Source organism: Pseudoalteromonas sp. RB2-MNA-CIBAN-0110 (genome assembly GCF_040309305.1).
GTDB lineage: Bacteria > Pseudomonadota > Gammaproteobacteria > Enterobacterales > Alteromonadaceae > Pseudoalteromonas > Pseudoalteromonas arctica.
The window spans coordinates 131209-153718 of sequence record NZ_JBEOOQ010000003.1; the positions used below are offsets into that span (position 1 = coordinate 131209).

The 22510-nt window shown below is 40.3% G+C and carries 15 protein-coding genes; 4 read left to right on the forward strand and 11 right to left on the reverse strand.

Translation table 11 applies throughout. The annotated features are described in order from the left end of the window. Positions 1–69: 69 nt before the first annotated feature. From AAEY68_RS03235 to AAEY68_RS03245, 3 genes are all read left to right on the forward strand, one after another. Positions 70–2148, forward strand: a complete 2079-nt coding sequence (locus AAEY68_RS03235; RefSeq protein WP_350585454.1) for a M13 family metallopeptidase — start codon at positions 70–72, stop codon at positions 2146–2148. Between the two features lie 266 nt (positions 2149–2414). After that, positions 2415–3128 (forward strand): YebC/PmpR family DNA-binding transcriptional regulator, encoded by a 714-nt coding sequence (locus AAEY68_RS03240; RefSeq protein ID WP_024592923.1) that lies wholly within the window; start codon positions 2415–2417, stop codon positions 3126–3128. A gap of 79 nt (positions 3129–3207) precedes the next feature. Beyond that, on the forward strand, positions 3208–4497 hold the full coding sequence (locus AAEY68_RS03245; RefSeq protein ID WP_350585455.1) for a leucine-rich repeat-containing protein kinase family protein: 1290 nt from the start codon (positions 3208–3210) through the stop codon (positions 4495–4497). 78 nt (positions 4498–4575) lie between these two features. On the opposite strand, the gene AAEY68_RS03250 is transcribed toward AAEY68_RS03245, so the two are convergent. From AAEY68_RS03250 to glk, 6 genes are all read right to left on the reverse strand, one after another. Continuing rightward, positions 4576–5700 (reverse strand): sterol desaturase family protein, encoded by a 1125-nt coding sequence (locus AAEY68_RS03250; RefSeq protein WP_024592921.1) that lies wholly within the window; start codon positions 5698–5700, stop codon positions 4576–4578. Positions 5701–5912: 212 nt separating this feature from the next. Beyond that, positions 5913–6917, reverse strand: a complete 1005-nt coding sequence (gap, locus tag AAEY68_RS03255) for a type I glyceraldehyde-3-phosphate dehydrogenase (protein WP_007582622.1) — start codon at positions 6915–6917, stop codon at positions 5913–5915. Positions 6918–6926: 9 nt separating this feature from the next. Beyond that, the gene (gene eda, locus AAEY68_RS03260; RefSeq protein WP_002959756.1) at positions 6927–7547 is read right to left on the reverse strand and encodes a bifunctional 4-hydroxy-2-oxoglutarate aldolase/2-dehydro-3-deoxy-phosphogluconate aldolase; all 621 of its coding nucleotides are present in this window, start codon (positions 7545–7547) and stop codon (positions 6927–6929) included. A 33-nt stretch (positions 7548–7580) separates the two neighbouring features. Beyond that, on the reverse strand, positions 7581–9431 hold the full coding sequence (gene edd, locus AAEY68_RS03265; RefSeq protein WP_007582619.1) for a phosphogluconate dehydratase: 1851 nt from the start codon (positions 9429–9431) through the stop codon (positions 7581–7583). A gap of 336 nt (positions 9432–9767) precedes the next feature. Beyond that, on the reverse strand, positions 9768–10781 hold the full coding sequence (locus tag AAEY68_RS03270) for a LacI family DNA-binding transcriptional regulator (RefSeq protein ID WP_350585456.1): 1014 nt from the start codon (positions 10779–10781) through the stop codon (positions 9768–9770). Between the two features lie 36 nt (positions 10782–10817). Beyond that, positions 10818–11810 carry a glucokinase gene (gene glk, locus AAEY68_RS03275; RefSeq protein ID WP_350585457.1) on the reverse strand — a complete coding sequence of 331 codons (993 nt, stop codon included), beginning with the start codon at positions 11808–11810 and terminating at the stop codon, positions 10818–10820. Positions 11811–12101: 291 nt separating this feature from the next. On the opposite strand from glk, the gene AAEY68_RS03280 reads away from it, so the two are divergent. Further along, the gene (locus AAEY68_RS03280; RefSeq protein WP_165735095.1) at positions 12102–13121 is read left to right on the forward strand and encodes a LacI family DNA-binding transcriptional regulator; all 1020 of its coding nucleotides are present in this window, start codon (positions 12102–12104) and stop codon (positions 13119–13121) included. 91 nt (positions 13122–13212) lie between these two features. Here the strand turns inward: AAEY68_RS03280 and AAEY68_RS03285 are convergent, their stop codons facing one another. The 5 genes from AAEY68_RS03285 to AAEY68_RS03305 all read right to left on the reverse strand — a co-directional run bounded on the left by AAEY68_RS03285 (position 13213) and on the right by AAEY68_RS03305 (position 22423). After that, complete coding sequence (locus tag AAEY68_RS03285; RefSeq protein ID WP_350585458.1) at positions 13213–15621, reverse strand: glucan 1,4-alpha-glucosidase; 2409 nt, start codon at positions 15619–15621, stop codon at positions 13213–13215. Positions 15622–15631: 10 nt separating this feature from the next. Further along, on the reverse strand, positions 15632–17137 hold the full coding sequence (locus AAEY68_RS03290; protein WP_010555040.1) for an MFS transporter: 1506 nt from the start codon (positions 17135–17137) through the stop codon (positions 15632–15634). Then, a complete protein-coding gene (locus AAEY68_RS03295; protein WP_350585459.1) occupies positions 17130–18989 on the reverse strand; it encodes an alpha-amylase family glycosyl hydrolase in 1860 nt (619 codons plus the stop codon). The genes AAEY68_RS03290 and AAEY68_RS03295 overlap by 8 nt, the downstream gene beginning before the upstream one ends. Before the next feature lie 90 nt (positions 18990–19079). Further along, positions 19080–20930, reverse strand: coding sequence for a glycoside hydrolase family 13 protein (locus AAEY68_RS03300; protein ID WP_350585460.1), 1851 nt, complete (start codon positions 20928–20930; stop codon positions 19080–19082). A gap of 2 nt (positions 20931–20932) precedes the next feature. After that, entirely contained in the window at positions 20933–22423 is a 1491-nt protein-coding gene (locus AAEY68_RS03305) for a tryptophan halogenase family protein (RefSeq protein WP_350585461.1), read from the reverse strand. Positions 22424–22510 lie beyond the last annotated feature (87 nt).

Sequence of the window (22510 nt, forward strand, 5' to 3'; positions counted from 1 at the left end):
GTTAAATATTCGTAACAATAAAATGATTCTCACCTATTTGAATCCAAAAAAGCTCCTCAGGGGAACATAATGAAAAAGAGTTTAATTGCCGCAGCATTAGCTGCCACATTTATTACCGGTTGTTCAGAGCCGCAAACAACAAAAACAGACGAGCAACAACCTAAAGTAGCTACAGCAACAGTGGCAGAAAAAGCAGAATTAGGTAGTTTTGGTGTTGATTTAACAGCCCGTAACGAAGCCGTTAAACCAGGCGATGACTTTTTTATGTATGCCAGTGGCACATGGTATGACAACTACGAAATGCCTGCAGATAAAACCCGCTACGGTGCATTTTCAGGGTTAGCTGAGCGAAGCGAAGGCGATGTTAAAGCTATTATTGAAGAAATAGCCGCACGTAAAGATTTAAACGCAGAAGAAAAACTCGTTGCTGATTTTTACAATGCGTATATGGATACCGAAACGCTTAATAAGCTAGGTGTAGCGCCTATCAAGTCATTGTTAAGTGAAATTAGTGATATATCGTCAACTGACGATTTAGCTGAAATGTTTGGAAAGTCTTGGTTAACCGGTAATAAAGCCCCTTTTGGTGGCGGCATGTGGTTTAACCGCTTAGACCCTAATAAATATGAAATGTCACTAGGTGCTGGTGGTTTAGGCTTACCAGATCGCTCTTACTACCTTGAAGACGCTGAGCGCTTTGTTAAAACGCGTGCAGCCTATGTTGCACACATTGCCGATATGCTTGAATTTACAGGCACTGAAAATACCGCTGAGCGTGCTCAAGCAATTGTTGATCTTGAAACTAAAATTGCACAAGGTCATTGGCCACGTGAAAAGCGCCGTAATCGCGACTTAACCCTAAACCAAGTTGAACGTGCCGATTTAAGCACTGCTTATCCTGGCTTTAACTGGGATTTATACTTTGCACAAACAGGCTATAAAGTACCTCAGTTAAATGTGTCTCAGCCTGAGCCAATAAAAGCGATGATTGAACTAATCAATCAAGAAGATATTGCAGTATGGAAAGACTACCTAACGTATCACGCTATTAGCGGTAACGCAGGTTTACTATCAGAGGACGTATTTAATACTAATTTTGCTTTTTTTGGTAAAGAACTAAACGGGCAGCAAGAGCCTCGCCCTCGTTGGAAGCGTGCAATCAGTGAAATGTCGGGCACAAGTTCGCTTGGTTTTGCTATTGGTAAAATATACGTAGCGCGTTACTTCCCTGAGTCATCAAAACAGCAAATGTCTGAGCTGGTTGAAAACCTTCGTACAGCTCTTGGCGAACGTATTGATAACCTAGAATGGATGGGCGATGACACTAAAGTAAATGCGCGCGCTAAGCTTGCTGCATTTGTACCAAAAATTGGTTATCCCGATGTTTGGCAGTCTTATGACGGTTTAAGCATTACCAAAAACGATTTAATCGGTAATGTGAAAAACATGCGTGAGTTTTTCCACGCAGAAAGTGTTGAAAAAGAGCTACAAAAAACAGATCGTAACCGCTGGGGCATGACGCCACAACGCGTAAACGCTTACTACAACAGCTCATTTAATGAGATTGTATTTCCGGCTGCGATTCTACAACCTCCGTTCTTTGATCCAAATGCCGATCCAGCTGTAAACTATGGCGGTATTGGCGCTGTAATTGGTCACGAAATGGGTCATGGGTTTGACGATCAAGGTTCAAAATCAGACGAAAACGGTGTGCAACGTAACTGGTGGACTGATGCTGACCGCGCTGCATTTGACGAAAAAGCCGATCAACTGGCTGCCCAGTATAGTAAATACGAGCCAATCGAAGGTAACTTTGTTAATGGTCGAAATAGCCTTGGCGAAAACATTGGTGATGTAGGTGGTTTATCAATGGCTTATCATGCTTACAAGCTAAGTTTAAATGGTAAAGAAGCGCCTGTTATTGACGGTGTTACTGGCGATCAACGTTTCTTCCTTGCGTGGGCACAAGTATGGAAAGAAAAACGTACTGAACAAAGCATGCTTAACCAACTTCGTGGTGGCACACATGCACCAGGTCGCTTTAGAGCACAAGCGCCACGTAACCACGATGCATGGTACAAAGCGTTTGATGTAAAACCAGGCGATGCGTTATACCTTCCTGAAGATGAACGTGTACGTATTTGGTAAGTAAAATGGGGCTTTAGTTAGTCTCGTTTAATTTTATTACCCTTTAGGCAACTCATTAAATGAGTTGCCTTTTTATTGGGTTAAATTTGCTCTGAAAACCACCTTTAAGCCCTCCCTAAAATCCCTTAATAAAATGCACTTTAGCTGGTTTTTAAACGCGACAGTTTTAATCAGCTTTAATACTTACTAGCCCTTGAATGCATTTACCTTTAGAATACGCACTATAATTTTATTCTATTATTTACATATATTAAGGCGAAACGCAGATGGGAAGAGCTTACCAAAACAAAAAAGATTCAATGGCTAAGACTGCGGGTGCTAAAACTAAAGTTTATTCTAAGTACGGCAAAGAAATTTATATTTGTGCTAAAAACGGCGGTGTAGATCCAGATGGTAACTTATCATTACGTCGTTTAATTGAACGCGCTAAAAAAGACCAAGTGCCAGCACACGTTATTGACCGCGCAATCGACAAAGCAAAAGGCGGCGGCGGTGAAGACTACTCAGCAACTCGTTACGAAGGTTACGGCCCAGGTAACTGCATGATTATTGTTGACTGTTTAACAGACAACAACAAACGTACCTTTGCTGATGTACGTGTTTGTTTTACCAAAGCAAATGCTAAAATTGGCGCTCAAAACTCTGTTTCACATTTATTTGATCACCTTGCTATTTTTGTATTTGACGGTGATGACGACGAAACGGTACTTGAAGCTCTTATGATGGCTGATGTTGATGTAACTGACGTAGAAGTTGATGACGGTAAAGTCACTGTTTTTGCTCCTCACACAGAGTACAACAACACACGTACAGCGCTTGAAGAAATGGGCGTGACTGAATTTGACGAAGATCTAATTAGCTTTGTGCCACAAATTGAAACGCCGATTGAAGGCGAGGACGTTGAAGTTATGGAGCGCTTTTTAGCCATGCTAGAAGATTGCGACGACGTACAAAACGTTTACCATAACGCGCAATTCTAAAGAGCGATTTAGTAAGTTAGAACGACTTTAAGCCAACAGCTATGTTGGCTTTTTCATTTTTAGAACGTGGTATAAATATATGAACTCCCTTAAAGAGCTTAAAAGTGGCAAGCTTGTTGGTGCTACTCACCTGCAATTAGTAGAAGAGCTAACCACATTTCCTGAAGAAATTTTTAGCTTAGCTGACACGCTTGAAGTGCTCGATTTATCAAATAATAACTTATCAACACTACCTGATGAATTTGCCTGTTTAACACGCCTTAAGCGAGTATTTTTGTCGTTTAATCAGTTTAAGCATATTCCTGAGATTTTAGCTAAGTGCCCTGCTCTGATAATGGTTGCATTTAAAGGTAACCAAATTTCTGAATTTGCTTTAAACAGCCTGCCAAAAAATATTGAGTGGCTAATACTCACCGATAATACGTTAAGCGAATTGCCTGAAGACTTTGGTAATTACACCCAGCTTAAAAAGCTCGCGCTTGCGGGCAATCAACTTAAGCAACTGCCAAGTAGCATGGCGCAGTGTAAAAACCTCGAGCTTGTTAGGCTCTCCGCTAATAACTTAATACACGTAGACGACTGGCTGTTTGAACTGCCTAAACTTGCTTGGCTTGCGTTTGCCGGTAACGATTTTAATAAAGCCCAGTGCCTTACAAAGTGCAGCTTAGAAAATAAGCCTCTTGACGATTACACGCTTAGTCATGTTATTGGCCAAGGTGCATCGGGCGTTATTCATATAGCGCAAGCTGCTAATAGCGCTGTAGCGATTAAATTATTTAAAGGTGCAATTACCAGCGACGGCTACCCGCTTGATGAAGTAAATTGCTGCTTACAAGCAGGCGATCACGCTAATTTAATTAAAGTACTTGCCTACATTGAACAAAGTGATCAGTTGGGTTTAGTGATGGAGCTAATAGATAAAAGCTTTGCTAATTTAGGTCTGCCTCCAAGCCTTGAAACCTGTACGCGTGATACCTTTAACAATGATTGCCATTACTCAACTCAAGCTATTTTAAAAATTGCACAGCAAATGGTAAATACCTTACATCACTTGCATGTTCGTAAAGTAAGCCATGGCGACGTGTATGCGCATAACACCATGATAAACAAAGATGCTGATGTTTTATTTGGTGATTTTGGTGCTGCAACTAATTTAACGATGCTAAGTGAGTATCAACAAAAGCAACTAGAGTGGATAGAAGTAAGAGCTTTGGGCTGTTTAATTGAAGACTTATTAGGCACGGTAACCGGCGATGATAGGCAAAGTGAGCTATTTGGTGAAATGTCCGATATGGCAAAGTGTGCTATGCAACCTTCATTAAATCAAAGACCTACATTTACTGAGTTATTAGAAGAGCTGAACATATAATTGAGTAGAGTCATAAAAAAAGAGCAACGTTTAACACGTTGCTCTTTTTTTAGTTTATGTTTATTGAATTAATCGAGCTCATTTAGTGCGCTTAAACGGGTAAACCTGTTGTTTAAGCATACCTACCGGCATGTAATCCCCGACTACGCCATATGCTTCTGGCCACTCTTTTTGGCCTTTAACAGCAGTACCAAACACGTAGTCTAAAAACGAAAAATGCGCAGCGTAATTGCGGTCAATCGCGGCTTTATCTGACGCATGATGCCAATGGTGAAACTGCGGTGTAACCATAAAGTATTTTAGCCAACCAAATTTCACACGTACATTTGCATGGTTAAACACAGCCTGTAAACCCACAATTATTACGTATAAACTAATTATTTGCTGTGAAAATCCAAGTACAAATATGGGTGTGAGCACTAAGCTGCGAGTTACGAGTATTTCAAGAATATGTTGGCGAGAGCCCGCTAACCAATCCATTTCTTTAGCACTGTGATGTACGCCATGAAAGCGCCATAATAAAGGGACTTCGTGATAAGCACGATGCACCCAATACTGCATTAAATCAGCCACGAGTATTATTAAAAACAACTGCACTACAAATGGTGTTTGCTCTATATAACCTTGTACTGTAGATGATACAGCCCAGCCAAAACCATAATGCACAAAGTGGTTAGTAACGAGTAACACAAAACCAATAATTAAATGATTTACGAAAAAGTGGTTTAAATCGCCTCGCCATTCGCTACGTAATATTTTTTGCTCTTTTCGATGGGGTAGCAGCTTTTCAATAACAATAAATATGAGTGTTGAGCCGAGTAAATCTAAAATAAACCAATCGAGCCCTATGTAAGGTGTGTCGGTGGCAAACTCATTTACCTCAACGTTTGGTCCGCCAAACATAATTGCCAGAATAATAAAAAACCACGCTGTAGCCCCTAAACGCTTATTGGTATTACGTACAAAGTTAAGTAGCCCTAAACTGCCCGAGACCAATAATGATGCAAACATAAGCTGACGTAAAAAGTCGACACTGTAGCTTTTTCTCAGTTCTGGTGTGGTTAAGTATTCAGGAAAGTGAAACGCTAATACGCCTAAGCAACTCAGTATTGCTAAAAAGCAGGCTATGTAGCCACTTATGTTGCCCTCACCTATCTGAAGATGATTTGTGCGAAATACCTTTCGTGATAAAGCTCTGATCATTTTTATTATTCCTTGCTTCGTTGAGTTGATTAAATACAACGAAATTCCATTGATTTACACACCCACATATTAACAAAATTTAGGGTATAAAAAATACAAATAGTTCCCTCCATAGTCTGAGTTGCAAATATACAGATAAACCAAACGCAAAAAAGCCACGCAATGCGTGGCTTGGTTGGATAAAGCTAAAACTTTACATCATTAGGGCTGTATTATAAAAACGCACCTAATGCTTTAACTTGGTCTAACATGCGGTTTGAGAAACCCCATTCGTTGTCGTACCAAGCCATTACTTTAACTAGATTGCCATCGGCTTTAGTTTGCGTTGCATCAAAGATAGATGACGCTGGGTTATGGTTAAAGTCGATAGAAACAAGCGGAAGCTCATTATATTGTAAAATATCTTTCATTGAACCCGTTGATGCTTCTTTCATGATTGCATTGATTTCTTCTGCAGTCGTATCGCGCTTAGTAATAAACGTAAAATCAACTAAAGATACGTTGATTGTTGGCACACGTACCGACATACCGTCTAATTTACCTGCAAGTTCTGGTAATACTAAACCAACAGCTGCCGCAGCACCTGTTTTAGTTGGGATCATAGATTGAGTCGCACTACGAGCACGGTATAGATCTGGGTGGTATACGTCAGATAAGTTTTGATCATTCGTATAAGAATGAATCGTTGTCATACTCCCCTTTTCAATACCTACGGTGTCGTTAATTGCTTTTGCAAGTGGTGCTAAACAGTTAGTAGTACACGATGCATTTGAGATGATTTGGCTATCAGCGTTAATTACATCGCTGTTTACACCATGAACCACTGTTGCATCCATATCTTTACCTGGAGCAGAAACGATTACTTTTTTAGCACCCGCTGTAATGTGCTTAGCAGCGTCATCACGTTTAGTGAAAAAACCAGTACATTCTAAAACGATATCTACGTTTAATGCTTTCCACGGTAAATTTGCAGGGTCGCGTTCTTGCGTTAACGTAATTACGTCATCGTCAATTAACATGGTGTTATTTTCAAGTGTTACTTTTTTAGAAAATTGACCATGAACTGAGTCATACTGCGTTAAATGTGCATTAACGTTAGCAGGTGCTAAATCGTTAATTGCTACAATTTTAATTTCGCTGTTTTGAGCTGACTCATAAAGTGCACGTAAAACATTTCTACCGATACGGCCGTAACCGTTAATTGCTACATTAATCATTTTAGACTCCTATTTAAGTTCACTTGCTTGGCGAGCAAGCGCTTCAATTGCTTGCCAGTCTTTATTTTCAATTAGTTGTTTATCTAGCATCCACGTACCACCAACACAAATAACGTTGTTAAGCGCTAAATAGTTCGGTGCAGTTGCTAGGCTAATGCCGCCAGTTGGGCAAAAAGTAATATGTGGTAATGGGCCACCAATTGATTTAAGCATTGCTGTTCCGCCTGCAGCTTCTGCAGGAAAGAATTTTAAATACTTAAAACCATGCGACGCAAGTTGCATAACTTCACTTGCAGTTGCAGCGCCCGGTAAAAATGGTATATCTGATGTTTTAGCCAAAGCAATAAGCTCATCGCTCACACCTGGACTCACCATAAAATCTGCACCTGCGGCAACCGAAAGATCAAAACTTGCTTTATCTACTACCGTACCAGTACCTACATAGGCTTCAGGTACTTCTGCTTTCATCAGCTTTACAGCTTCTGCAGCAATAGGTGTACGAAGTGTGATCTCTAAGGCTTTTAAGCCACCGTTATATAACGCTCTTGCAAGTGGTGCTGCATCTTCTAATTTTTCGATTACAACCACTGGCACCACTGGTGCCGATGCTAAGATTTTTTCAATACTCATTACTTGTTCCTCATTACCCAGTATGGCTAATATTTATTCAAGTCCAAAAGCACTCGCGCCTAAATCGGCACTGCTTACGATATTTCTAAATCCAGTAAATAATTCGCGACCTGTACCAAATGTTGCACTTGGCAGGCTAAGTTCTGCTTCACGTTTAGCAAGTTCTTCGTCGCTAACGTGTACTTTTAATATTCCGTTTGGCGCATCAAGTGTCACTAAATCACCTTCTCGGATTTTAGCAATAATGCCGCCTTCTACTGCCTCTGGTGCTAAGTGAATAGCAGCTGGTACTTTACCTGATGCACCCGACATACGACCGTCAGTAACAATGGCTACTTTAAAACCTTCATCTTGAAGCGTTGCCATTACTGGCGTTAATTTATGTAGCTCTGGCATACCTTTCGCTTTAGGGCCTTGCTCTTTTAGCACGGCAATAAAGTCTTGGTTTAATTCGCCACGCGTGTATGCATCTTGCAGAGCACTTTGTGAGCTAAATACTTTTGCAGGAGCAGTAACAACCTGATGTTCGATAGCAACAGCTGACACTTTAATAACAGCTTTACCTAAGTTACCCGTTAGAAGTTGCAGACCACCTTGCTTACTAAAAGGGTTACTCACTGGGCGAAGTACTTCTTCATCATGTGAGTTTGCTGGGCAATCTACCCATTTAACTTTAGTTGGGCCGGTTGAGTTGCTCATGATCAGGCTATCGTCTTTATCCAAACGAGGTTCTGTCATGTAAGGTGCTAAACCATCGCCTAGCATTGTTTTAACATCTGTGTGTAAGTAACCAGCGCTTGCTAGCTCTCGCATTAAGAAACCCATACCGCCGGCTGCTTGGAAGTGGTTTACATCTGCAGAGCCGTTAGGGTAAATACGTGTAAGTAGTGGTACAACTTCTGATAAATCAGACATATCTTTCCACGTAACCTGAATGCCCGCCGCTTTTGCTATCGCAACAATATGAATTGCATGGTTAGTAGAACCACCTGTAGAAAGCAGGCCTACTAAACCGTTTATAATCGTTTTTTCGCTGATCACATCGGCTAAACACGGGCTTTCTTTATCATCTGTAAGCTGCTTAAGCATAGTTTCTACAGCATTACCTGTAAGACCATCGCGAAGCTCAGTGTAAGGATTAATAAACGAACTACCTGGAAGGTGTAAGCCCATTATTTCCATTAACATTTGGTTTGAGTTTGCAGTACCGTAAAACGTACAAGTACCTGCGCTGTGGTAAGACGCGCTTTCAGCCTCTAATAAGTCTTCGCGACTTACTAGACCTTGTGCAAATTTTTGACGAATACGTGCTTTTTCTTTATTAGGAATACCTGATTGCATTGGACCTGCTGGTAAAAAGAACACAGGTAAATGACCAAACGACAATGCACCAATTAATAAACCCGGGACGATTTTGTCGCAAACGCCTAAACAAAAAACGCCATCAAACACATCGTGTGAAAGCGATATTGCCGTAGACATAGCAATTACATCACGAGAAAAAAGCGAAAGTTCCATGCCGTCACGCCCTTGCGTAACACCATCACACATTGCAGGAACGCCACCAGCAACTTGTGCTGTAGCATCGTATTTGGTAGCAATGTCTTTAATTAAATCTGGGTAGTCTTTGTATGGCACATGAGCCGATAGCATATCGTTATATGAGTTGATAATAGCAAGATTTGGCTGCTCATCAGCCTTTAAGCGCGCTTTGTCATCACTGCTACATGCAGCCATAACATGGGCTATATTTCCGCAACCTAAACCGGCACGAACTCTTGTTTGTTTTTTTGCGTGCGAAATACGTTCTAAATAATCTTGACGGGTATTTTTACTGCGTTCGATAACGCGCTGGGTAACTTCTTGAATACGAGGATGTAACATAATTTAACTCATCTCTATTAGTTAGAGGATAAAGGCTCAGTAGCAACTACAGACTCCACGTAAATAACTGTACTGAGCATCTTTGATTTACCCGTTCAAAGGTACGCTACCAGGGAGCCTCTCACAACAGCCCTGACACCGGTGTCACTGTATTAACGCATAGCAATGACACCGGTGTCAACCCCGGGTAACAAAAATAGTTTAATATTTTAACATGACCGAATAATGACCTAATTGATTTTTAGGCACAAAGTATATTTTAGCAAGTTCAGAGCAAAAAAAAGCCCGAATAAGCGTCACTCATATTCGGGCTACTGTGAAAGTGTTTTTAACTCACTATTTTATCGCAGAGGTAGACTCGCGTGTAATCAAGCGTGACTCAAGCGTTACCTGATACGGCTGTTCTTGCGGTTGAGCTATGTGTGAAATAAGTTGAGTTACGGCTTGTTTAGTCATCTCTTCAACGGGCTGTGCAATAGTCGTTAAACCAGGCCAAATATGACGTGCAATGGGTGCATTATCAAAGCCGGCTATTGAAATGTCATCAGGCACTTTTAATTGGCGCTGGGTAGCTAATTTTAATACCGCTGCCGCCATGTAATCGTTTGATGCAAATACAGCTGTTGGCCTAGGAGACAAATCTAAAATACTGCGTGCACTATCTACACCTGAGTGATAACTAAAGTTACCCTCCTCAACTAAGCGCCCATCAAACTCTATTCCATGGCTTGCAAGTGAACGCCTGTAGCCTTTAAAGCGTTGTTGCGTGGCACTGTGATCTGGGTGCCCTTTAATAAACGCTATAGATTTATGCCCAAGGCTAATTAGATGCTCAGTAATTTCAAATGCGCCTTGTTCATCATTACTACGAACTGAAATAGAATCATCTTGAAGTAAAGCTGACGCAACTCTTGCGTAAGGAATTTTTTTAGATTTTAAAAAAGCAACAAGCTCAGCAAAATCACCAAAAGGAGGTGTTAGCACAATGCCATCTAATCGAGAAGTCTGTAGTAATTGCTCAATATTATTTATAAGGGCTTCACCACGAAACTCACAAGGGTGTATCAATAAATTATAGTTATTTTCTTTGCATGCTTCTAAAGCACCCGTTTGCACGCGAGTAATGTAGCTTTTACTTGGGTTATCGTAAAGACACCCAATAATAAAGCTACGATTTTGTGCAAGGCCTCGTGCAATTGGATTTGGGGTGTAATCGAGTTCTTTAAATACCGCAAGCACCTTTTCTCGGGTTGCAGCACTAACATTAGGCTCGTTATTTAAAACGCGTGATACGGTTTTTTTAGAAACACCAGCATGACTTGCCACACTGTTTATTGTTACTTTTTTCATCACTCTATTTTTCCAAATGCGAACAAGGAAAGCTCCTTATTTGCTGTTGTGCAAACACGCTGCGGCACCAATTAGTGGAATATTATCTTGTGTTACAAGTGTTACAGGAATTTGCCCTGCGTATTGCGACATAATACCCTTTTGCGAAAATCGTTCAACAAAACGACTCTCAAGAAGTCTTGCTTGCATACGAGGCAGTATTCCACCGCCAATAAATAGTCCGCCTAAAGCGCCGTAAACAACGGCTAAATCGCCAGCTACACTGCCGATCCAATCACAAAATTGATTAAGCGTTGCATCGCACACAGCACATTCACCGCTATTTGCTAGACTACTTATTTGCGCAGCATCTAAATTTTTAGCTGTTACACCCTTAACCGCAGACATCGCTTTGTATAAATGCGTTATGCCAGGGCCTGAAAATACAGTTTCGATAGAAACATGGGGATGATCTTTACGTAATTCATTTAATAGTAAAGTATCGAGTTCATTAACAGGTGCAAGCGACATATGCCCCCCTTCTGAACTTAAAACAGCGGTAGATTGCGACGTTCTAACTAAGCACGCGGCACCAAAACCAGTACCTGGACCTATAACACCAATATTAGCATTATCATCAGCTTGACCTGATTTAACAATGACATTTTGTTTAGGATCTAAGTAAGGAGCCGCATATGCAAAGGCAGCAAAATCGTTAATGACCTCTAGTTGCTGTAAATCAAAATGAGTTTTAAATTCACTAACACTAAAATGCCAACCTAAATTGGTTAGATGTACCTGCCCAGCTTTTATTGGACCTGCAACGGCTAAACATGCGCGTTTAGGTGTAATATGCGAGACTGTTTGTAAATATTGCTCAAGCGCACTTTCAAGTGAACCAAAATTAGCACTAGGAAAAATATTAATGTGCTCTATTACAAATTGGTTAGTATGTTCATTAAAAGCAGTTATTAAAGCAAAGCGGGCATTGGTGCCGCCAACATCAGCAACTAGGATGGGATCAAATTGGGCAGAAGAGTTTAGGCTCATAGTATTATCTCTTTTGTTAAGCGACTCGTGCTTATTATTTTACAATGGTATACCATTGTTATTTATACTTTGAGCTATCACCTCAAAGTAGCTATCACAGTAAAAAATGCTGCCTATAAAATATATAAACAGCGAATACGTTTTGACAACAAAATGATAAAACATTTATATTATGACACCGGTGTCAGCCGTTTATCAATAAAAATATACGTTAATTCACAAAAAGCTTGAAATTATTCATTAATAACCGAAAATGACACAATTATTTATCAAATTAATTAAGTTGTAACAATGAAAGGTAAAGCCACCTCATTTGATATTGCCCACTATGCAGGGGTATCTCAATCAACTGTATCTCGCGCTTTACGTAACAGCCATCTTGTTAATGAAGAAACACGTAAGCGTGTTTTCGATATAGCTAAAAAGCTTAATTATAAAGTTGATAAAAATGCCAGCAACTTGCGTACACAACAAAGCAGCACACTTGCATTACTTCTTTTCGAAGACCCTACTTCTGATGAGTCACAAATTAATCCTTTCTTTTTAGCCATGCTTGGCAGCATTACCCGTGCTTGCGCTAAAGAAGGTTACGATTTATTAGTATCATTTCAATCGGCCAGTGCTGATTGGCAAGCAGACTATGAAGACAGTCACAGAGCCGATGGTATTATTTTACTCGGTTATGGCGATTACATTGATTACCAACCAAAATTTAATACCTTACTTGAACAAAACACTAAGTTTGTTTGTTGGGGGGCAACGGTAGATAATCGCCCAGATTTAACTGTTTGTTGTGATAACTACGGTGGCGGTAAGCTCGCCGCTGAGCACTTTATTGCTCACAGCAGAACTGATTGCGCTTTTATTGGTGATGCATCTGATCATAGCCCTGAATTCTTTAGTCGCTTTCAGGGTTTTAAAGATGAGCTATTAGCTAACAACGTAAAAATAAACGAACGTAAGATGGCTAATGCTATATCTACTGAAGAATCGGGGTATCACGCCACTCGTTCTCTTATCGCTAATAATATTAAATTTAACGCATTATTTGCTGCAAGTGACTTAATTGCTATTGGGGCTATACGTGCACTTAAAGAAGCAAATATTAACGTGCCAAAAGATGTTGCGGTAGTCGGCTTTGATAATATAGCCATTGCTAGTTATGTAAATCCACCGCTGACGACGATAGAGCAAAACACCACTGTTGCTGGGCAAATGCTTGTAGAGAACTTATTAAAACTGATACGTGGTGAAGAAGTGCAAAGTACCTTACTTCCACCTGTATTAATTTCTCGAAAAAGTAGCAGTTAAAAATCAAATATCCTAATAAGACTTCAACATAATAAAAAGGCTTCTAAATTTATTTAGAAGCCTTTTTTTAATAACTGCTGCATGCTTTATATTAATCTTTAAGCGATTCGGCAACCACCGGGTAATAATCCCAAACTTGTTTATCACTGAGTGAGCGTACAAGCTTAATGTATTCTGCATGTGTCCAAGCTAGAGGTGTTGCTGAGTTTGTACCCTCGCCTAACGCATAACCTGCTTTATTTACACCCACGCCATCCCATACTTGCTCAGGTAGCATCATTCCGCTATTAGCAAATTGCTCTAGCCCTTTTACGTAACTATTTTTAATGTCCGCTTGTTTTGCATCATCTAGCGTATTATTTGCGTTTGCGGCCGCTATTTCATAGTGTCCGCGTTCGCCTGTAAAAAATGGCCATACACGACCACGTTGGCCTGGCGTGTTGCTCCCGCTTTCGGCGTAATTAGTACCTGTGGTTACATCTTCGCCGTAACCGTCGTTGCCATAACGGCGATAGCCTACAAATGTGCCGCTACCATCGGTAAAGTTAAAGCTGTATTTAACTTGTAAGTTATCTTCAAGCGTTTCGTCGTCATACTCAGGCAGGGTTTTAACTATACTTGAATCGTTGGCACTTCTTACTCCATAGCGGACTAATTCTAAAAAACCACCGTCTAAAATCTGCTTTTTGTTAAAACCTTCACGGCCATTGTTGGCGTTAATTTTAGTATTAGAGTTAGCGTCGGTGTCTTGACCTATACGAATAAAATACTCGCCATCGGTGCTATCACCTTTTAAATTACCTTCGGTGGTAAACATTTGCGATTCTATATCACTGTTGTACTTTTTAGCCGTTGCTAAATAACGATCTGCATTTTGAGTATCACCACTGAGTGTTGCTATGTCACTGGCTGTTATAAGGCCAGCAACAACGGCAGCCGTTGTAGAGGGAGAATAACCACTTTGCTCTTCCCAGCGCTCTTGCTGTGTTGCGGGTGGAGTGATTTGCATGTCGTTCCATAAAATTTTAGCTCTTCCGCCATCAACTAAAAAGTCAGCTGCCGGTTTTAGCATGCGTGCGTACCAATCTTTAAGTTCGTTATCACTTAGTACGTTTGCTTGATGTAACTTCCACGCAAGCATAATCGGCATAGCCGTTTGATCTAGCTGTACCCCTACCCATTCAAGTTCACCATCAACATGTGTTTTTTGTAAAAACCATCCAGTATCACCATTGTTACCGGGAGTTTTGTTAGTAACTTGTACTTTTTCAAGGTATTCGAAGGCCGTTTTTGCAGTCGCTGTATCGCCTAAGGCCATAAATGCCATCGCTACTTGATAAAAGTCACGAACCCATACCGCTTTGTAACCAGTAGAACCCTCTTTGGCTGAAACAGTTTCACCCCAAGGATTAGAAAGTGAGGCAATGAGCGCACCTGCATTAGTTTTGTCTTCTTGCGCTTTTAGTACCATTGCACTGGTATAAAGTAGTTTACCTTCATCGGCTGTTTGCTTAACCATTGTATTTAATGGCTCAAGGCTTTGTAAATAATCTTCCCAGCCTAGCGATTCACCTTTACCGTTGTAGGCATCAAGCACATTTTGATAACCTTTATATAAGCTCTGTGCACCTTGTTGCTGGCTTTGTTGCTGCGTTTTACCAAAGCTTAGTGCTAAATCAAATGTGGTATTACTATCGATATTACCAAGCTCTGCCAGCAGAGTGACGTTACCGGCCTTATCGCCTGTGTTTGAATATTTTTTGCTTAGTGTGTGTTGTTTTTTAAGTGAGGTGATGCCATCGCTCACACCTGTAAAGCCTACACTTTGCATTTTGAATGGCGTAGATGATTGCAACGTTAAAAAATTATCATCTTCCCATGCTACTAAGCCTTGCTCAGAGGTTTTTGCAAAATCACCTAAGCCGTTGTTGTTTATATAAGGGTTAACAGCAACATACGCTTTCACGCCTTTAAGTGATGTATTAAAAATACTGCGTACAAACAATGTTTGTCCGTCAGGGTCGGTGAATATGTGTTTTTCGAGGGTAAAACGCCCTTTCTTATCTGTACTTGTTACTTTGTAAGCAAGCGATAGTGGTCTGCCTTTATCGTCTTTATGTAAGTAATCAATTGTAACGTCTAAGTCGTCAGCTTCAGTGACTGTAAAATCTTTACCGGTTACTACAAACTGCATATCTTTAATTTGAGCTTGGTGAATGAGTCCAAACATAGTTTCGGTGATCATACCTTTGGCAATTGAAAACCATACTTTTGATACTTCACCTGTCGCAGCGTTGTTATTATATTGGCCGTTTTGGTATTGCTCAAAAGAAGTACCAATTCCGGTTTTACCCGCGTAAGCCCAAAATGGTTCAGCACCTGGTGCGCCAGGAGCGGCTGAAACTGTAGCGTCAATATTTTCGTTATTCGTATTTTGTGCACCACAGGCTGTTAAGCCCAAAGTTAAAAGAGCGGTAGTAATAAGGTTATATTTTTTCATTGTGTGACCCTTAGTTTGAATTTTTAACGCGCATTACAGCAATCGCAGCAACAACGAATGATGCAGCACCAATTAATAATGCGTAAATAGGCTGGTTAGAAAATACGTGGCGTAAAATAAGTCCTAAAATACTAGCGGCAAGCAATTGCGGTATAACAATAAAGAAGTTAAAAATACCCATATACACGCCCATTTTATTACTCGGTAATGCATTGCTTAACATTGCATAAGGAAGCGATAAAATAGAAGCCCATGCAAAGCCAACGCCTATCATTGGAATAAGGAGCATTTTTGGATCTGTTATAAACATAAAGCTCGCAAGGCCCAATGCGCCTAGTAATAAGTTAAAGCAATGTGCGCCTTTTAAGCCCATTTTTTTAACTAAAAATGGAATACACATAGCGGCAATAGCCGCAAAGCCATTGTAAGCTGCAAATAAAATACCAACCCAATCAGCCCCATCGTTAAAGGCTTTACTTGTTGCATCACTGCTGCCGTAATGAAAGCTTGTTACTGCGGCTGTGGTGTATATCCACATAGCAAATAACGTAAACCAGCTAAAAAACTGCACCCAAGCAAGCTGCTTCATTGCCTCTGGCATGGTAAATACATCTTGTACTACTTGGTAAAAACCGCCTTGTATTTTGTTAGCAGCCTTTAATGCGCTTGCTATCCACTGCACAATACCAAACGCTAGTAAGCCACCAGCAAGTAGGTATAACTCTTTTTCAAGCGATAAACCCATTACTAATGCAAGGGTTGCTAAACCTAGCACCACAAAAATAATGGCACCTTTATTGAAGTTGATATCTACTAATGCGGTGTTAGTCGGTTTGGCAGTGTGGTTTTCAAAAGCAGCTAATTGCTCAGGGCTATATTCTTTAGTTCGCATAACTGTCCAGAGAACTGCAACAAGTAACACCACCCCACCCCAATAAAATGAATATTTAACAGATTCAGGGATTTGCCCTGGCGCAGCGGTATTACTTACGTCAAACCAATTGGTCATCATCCATGGTAGCGCTGAGGCTAATACCGCACCAATACCAATAAAAAAGCTTTGCAAGCCATAGCCCGTAGCACGTTGTTTTTCTGGCAGGTTATCGCCTACAAGTGCTCTAAAAGGTTCCATAGTGACGTTGATTGATGCATCCATAATCCACAACATACCTGCAGCAATCCAAAGGGTTGGTGAATGCGGCATGATAAAGAGTGAGATAGTAGTAAGTACCGCCCCTATGAAAAAAAATGGACGACGACGACCAAAACGCCCCCATGTTTTATCACTCCAATAACCAATTATTGGTTGCACTATTAAGCCCGTTAGCGGTGCTGCAACCCATAAAATAGGAATATCATCAACTTGTGCGCCTAAGGTTTGAAAAATACGGCTCACATTGCCGTTTTGTAGTGCAAAACCAAATTGAATACCTAAAAAGCCAAAGCACATATTCCATATTTGCCAAAAACTTAGATTTGGTTTGTTGCTGTCATAATTATTATTTTGATTATTCATGATTAGCCTTATTAGTTAAAACTGCGCTACTAAATGCATCTAGCGAAAGCATAAGCTTTGTAACTTCTTTGTCAGTGATGATCTTTACCGTGTTTTGTTCAAGTAAGTCGTGTAGCGGTTTATTTCGCTCAAAGGTATTTGCTTGCTCTGGTGTTAAATTAATTAATACCGTTTGTGGCTCCTCACTAAAATTACTAAAAACATAAACAGATTGCTGTCCCAGCGAGCGTACAAAACCAACAACGCGTTCGCTATTGCTAAGTGAAAGCTCTGACATGGTTCCACCTACAACAGCGGGTAAACGATTAAGAGCCATTATTGATTTATAATAATCACGAAGTGATGCTTGCTCGCTCGATAAGTTAGCGCCGTCGAATTTTCCGTTGTTCATCCATGCTTGATGCGCTGGTACACCAATATAGTCAAAAATGCTGGTGCGAGTAGATGTGCCAAAACCTGCGTTTTCTGATCCGTCCTCCCCCACATCTTGGGCAAAATATAATAAAGTAGGTGCGCGACTCATTAAGCTAGAAACTACCATTGCTGGTTTCCCCCAGCGTGCATCACCTGCAAAATCAGGGCTCGCAATGCGTTGTTCGTCGTGATTTTCTAAAAAGTGCAGCATGTGCGCTTCAATATCAACCACTTGGCTTTGGGCATCAAAAATAGTGTTTGCAGGCTGCTTACTTTGCATAATTGCTTTTAACGTATCGTAAAAACCAACCTTATCGTATAAATAGTCCATTTTACCTTGATGGATATAAGCACGGTACATTTGTGGGTTGTAAACTTCAGCCAATAAAAACGCATCGGGCTTTTGCATTTTTATTGATGAATTTAAAAAGCTCCAAAATTCAACCGGCACCATTTCGGCCATATCGTACCTAAAGCCATCTACGCCTTTATCAAGCCAGTACAAAGTGATGTCTCTAAATTTATACCAACTATTAGGAAGCTCTTTATTTTGCCAAAACGCATAATGAGCGCGATAATCTTGGTTTTCTAGCTCTTTAGGTAATACAGGAAAGTCATAGCTGCCATCAGGCTTAACGCCGTAATTCACTCTTACGGTTTCGTACCAATCGTTAATATCTGGCTTGGGTGCACGCGCACCATTCCCCGTCCATTTTGCTGGCGTTTCATCAAAAAAACCGTCAGCTAAAGGGTGAGTATTACCTCCTAAAATTGTATAGCTTTGTGATGTTGGAACCTGAAAAGACTGACCTGGTACATAATAAAAGTTATTATTTTTATCGTACTCTTTGCTGGTGTCGTCTTGTTCACCAAAGTCTTTTATTCCTTTGGGTTTTGCTACTGATTTATAATTACGAGCCACATGGTTAGGTACAATATCTATAACCACTTTCATGCCATGCTTATGAGTGCGTTCAATCAGATCACTAAACTCACCCATTCTATTGGTCACATTTATGGCTAAATCTGGGTTTACGTCGTAGTAATCTTTTATTGCATAAGGTGAACCTGCACGGCCTTTAACTACATCAGGGTCGTCTTGCGTAATCCCATACTCGGTATAATCGCCCACTAGCGCATGATGTAAAACACCGGTATACCAAATATGGGTCGTACCCAATTCTTTAATACCTTTAAGTGCAGCATCGTTAAAGTCGGCAAATTTACCTACGCCATTTTGCTCTTTTGTACCCCAGGGCACATTCGCGGTCTGTGTGTTACCAAATAAGCGTGTAAATACTTGGTATACAACAGGCTTTGTTAACTCATTTTGCGCCTGTTTAGGGGCTTGCTGTTGTTCGGTTTCATTATTGTCTGAGCATGCACTTGTTATAAGTGCGCTACACAGTAATGCGGGTACATAAACTGATTTTTTCATTGTGTGTCTTTTTGTCAGTAGTGTTATAGCTTTATACTAAAGATATCTGCAGCAAGCATACAGTTGCTGCATACGTATTCACTTAAACATTCACGGCGTATTAATCACTAATACCGTAGCAGCCATTGGCTCTAAGTTAATACTGTTAGTTAGTTTAAAAGTGTGTTGTGTGAATAATGCCTGCGCTTTGGCATTTTTTGGTATAACTTCTTGCATGTAATCAAGATTATGCTTTTGTGTTACTTTGTTTTTATTCATAAAAACTAATACTGTTTGCGTATCACTAACGCGAGCATAACTATAAACACCATTGTTCGGACTGAAATGAACGAGCTTACCCTTTGCAAGCGCCGGGCTTTGATTTCTAAAGTTAAGTAGCGTGCTTATAGTTTCGTGCATATCGCGCTGATCTTTACTTAACCCGACTCCAGTAAACGCATTAGCGTTTTGATTTTTGAACCCACCAGGAAAATCAATGCGTATATCACCATGATCTTTACTCGGCGTATTATCCAATAATATTTCGGTTCCATAATATATTTGAGCAATGCCGCGCGTTGTTAAAAACAAAGTCATCGCCATTTTAGTTTTAGCTAAGTCTTGCCCAAGCTCCGTATATACACGGCTCATATCGTGGTTATCAGCAAACACCATAATGTTATTGGTGTCTGGGTATAAAAAATCGTTAGCTAATGACTGATATACTTTAACCCAGCCTGTGCTCCAACCCTCGTCTTCATTTAAAGCTCGAATTACCGCCTCTTGCAACGAAAAGTCCATCACACTGGGTAAGCTTGACACATACCCATCTTGATTTACTTTACCGCGCTGCCAATACGACGCTATTGCAGGGTTTGAAGTCCACTCTTCGCCAACAATATTAAAGTGTGGGTATTCATCCATAATGGCCTTGGTCCAATCACTTAAAAATACTTTGTCTGAATAAGAATAGGTATCTACACGAATACCGCTTAAATCTGCGTATTCAATCCACCAAATTGCATTTTGAATTAAATACTCATTTAATAATGGTTGGCGCTGGTTTAAATCGGGCATGCTAGCGACAAACCAACCATCGCTAAACTGGCGTTTATCGTAGTTACTTGCGTGTGGATCTTGAATTGTTTGGCGCGCATGGCTTGTGGCATTTTTGCCATTTTCAAACTGCCCATTAAAGTTAATCCAATCTTGAGTTGGTTTATCCTTCATCCACGGGTGCTCAGCACCAAAGTGATTAAGCACCATATCCATAACAAGCCCAATGCCCTGCTCTTTAGCCTTTATTGATAACGTTTTGTATAGGTTATTCGATCCCATTCGCGGATCAACGTTGTAAAAGTCTGTAATCGCGTAACCATGATAAGAGTAATCAGGCATGTTGTTTTCAAGCACTGGAGTAAGCCAAAGCTGTGTTACACCTAAATTATTTAAATACGGTAATGCGTTAATAACACCTTGAATATCCCCTCCATGTCGCCCGCCTTTAAAGCCTGGATTTGCAGCTTCTAGCATGCTTTTAACGGTGTCATTTGTGGAGTCGCCATTTACAAAGCGATCTGGGTTAATTAAATATAAAGCATCTGCACTTGTGAAACCTTGGCGTTGCGCGCTATTTTTATCTCGAGTAAATAAAGGAAACTCAAAGCTATGCGCTGTATTAGTGCTGTTAAACTTGAGCGTTCCTGCTTTGGCGTTATCGCTAATATTTAAATGAAGGAAAGCATAATTAGGGTTGTCGGTACGTGTTACGTTATTAAGTTCAACCCCTTTATACTTATCTAATTTAAATTCTTCGTTAGCTATATTTTGCTCATGCACGAGTACTGTAATGTTATTTTTATTCATGCCTACCCACCAATTGGCAGGCTCTACATTAAGTGCATAACTAAAGCTTGGTAAGCTACATGCGCTTACTAGTAAAAGTGTGTTTAAAAATCGCATTGTTATACCTTTTTAATGCTGGCTAAAAAATTCTGGTGAGTTGGTAACTGCGTTACAGTTGAGCTGATCAACGTTTTTAAAGTAGAGAATAAATCGCTCAGTTGATCATCACTTAGTGAATCAACAATACTGTTATAGTCATCAGGGATAAACCCTTGCCCTATCATGACTTGCTGCCAAGCAACTTCGGCGAATAGTTCATCATCTTCACGTATTACTTTGCCTGTGTGTTTAAATAAATTCAGTTTATGGGTAAGGGAATTTGGTATATCCATTTGCATGCATTGACGCCAAAACGGGGAGTCTTCTCGCTCGGTGAGTTTATAATGCAAAATAATAAAATCACGTATGTGTTCTAATTCAATAACGCTTTGTTTATTAAACTCCGTTACTAACGCATCGCTAATACCGTTGTGTGGAAATAGCTTAATTAAACGCGTAACCGCAGTTTGAATTAAATGAATACTGGTTGACTCTAGCGGCTCTAAAAAACCACTTGAGAGGCCAACCGACACCACATTTTTATGCCATTGCTTTAAACGCCGACCTGTTTTGAATTTTATAATACGGGGCTCTGTAATTGGCTCAGCGGATACGCTTTTTAGCAGTAACTGCTTAGCATCATCATCTGACAAGTATCTACTGCAATAAACAAGGCCATTACCAATACGATTTTGCAGTGGTATCTGCCATTGCCAACCAGCACTATGTGCAATAGATCGCGTATAGGGCTTAAGCTCATGAGTACTTTTTGTTTGTACGGCTACTGCACTATCGCATGGTAAGTAATGAGACCAATCAATAAACCCTGTATTTAGTGTTTGTTCAATTAATAGTGCACGCAGCCCGGTGCAATCTATAAATAAATCCCCACTAATTTGACTGTCGTTATCCAGTGCTAGGCTTTTAACATTGCCTGTATCGCATTGTTCAACATGGCTTATTTTTGCATCTATGTGTTTAACACCGCGCGATATAGCCAACTTTTTTAAGTATTCAGCGTAAAGCGTCGCATCAAAATGATATGCGTAACTCAGCCCAGGTAGTTGGGTATTAGGAATTGTATTGAGGGGCGCAAATTTATGCTGTTTAGCCGCTTGGTAATTGAGTGAAAAATCCCATAAGTCGTCTTCGTAGCCCGTAATTTGGCCTTTTAACCAAAAGTTATAAAAATCACAAAAAGGAAAGTCTTTACCAAACGAGCCAAACGCATGCATGTAGCTATGCCCTGGCGTTTTCCAGTTTTCGAACTCTATACCTAATTTTATTGAAGCATTAGTGGCATTAATAAAATCTTGCTCGTTTATACCCAGCGCTTTATTAAGTTGCATAATGGGCGGTATCGTTGCTTCACCCACTCCTACCGTACCAATAGCTGATGATTCTATTAGTGTGATATTAATTACTTTATCTAACACTTTATTAAGCAGTGCTGCTGTTATCCACCCTGCGGTACCACCGCCTGCAATTACGACATGTTTTATTGGTTTCATATTATTGCCCACGCTTTAATACAGCGCTCAATAAACTTAATTAAGCGAATTGGTATTAATCAGAGTTTGATAAACTAGCTATAAAAA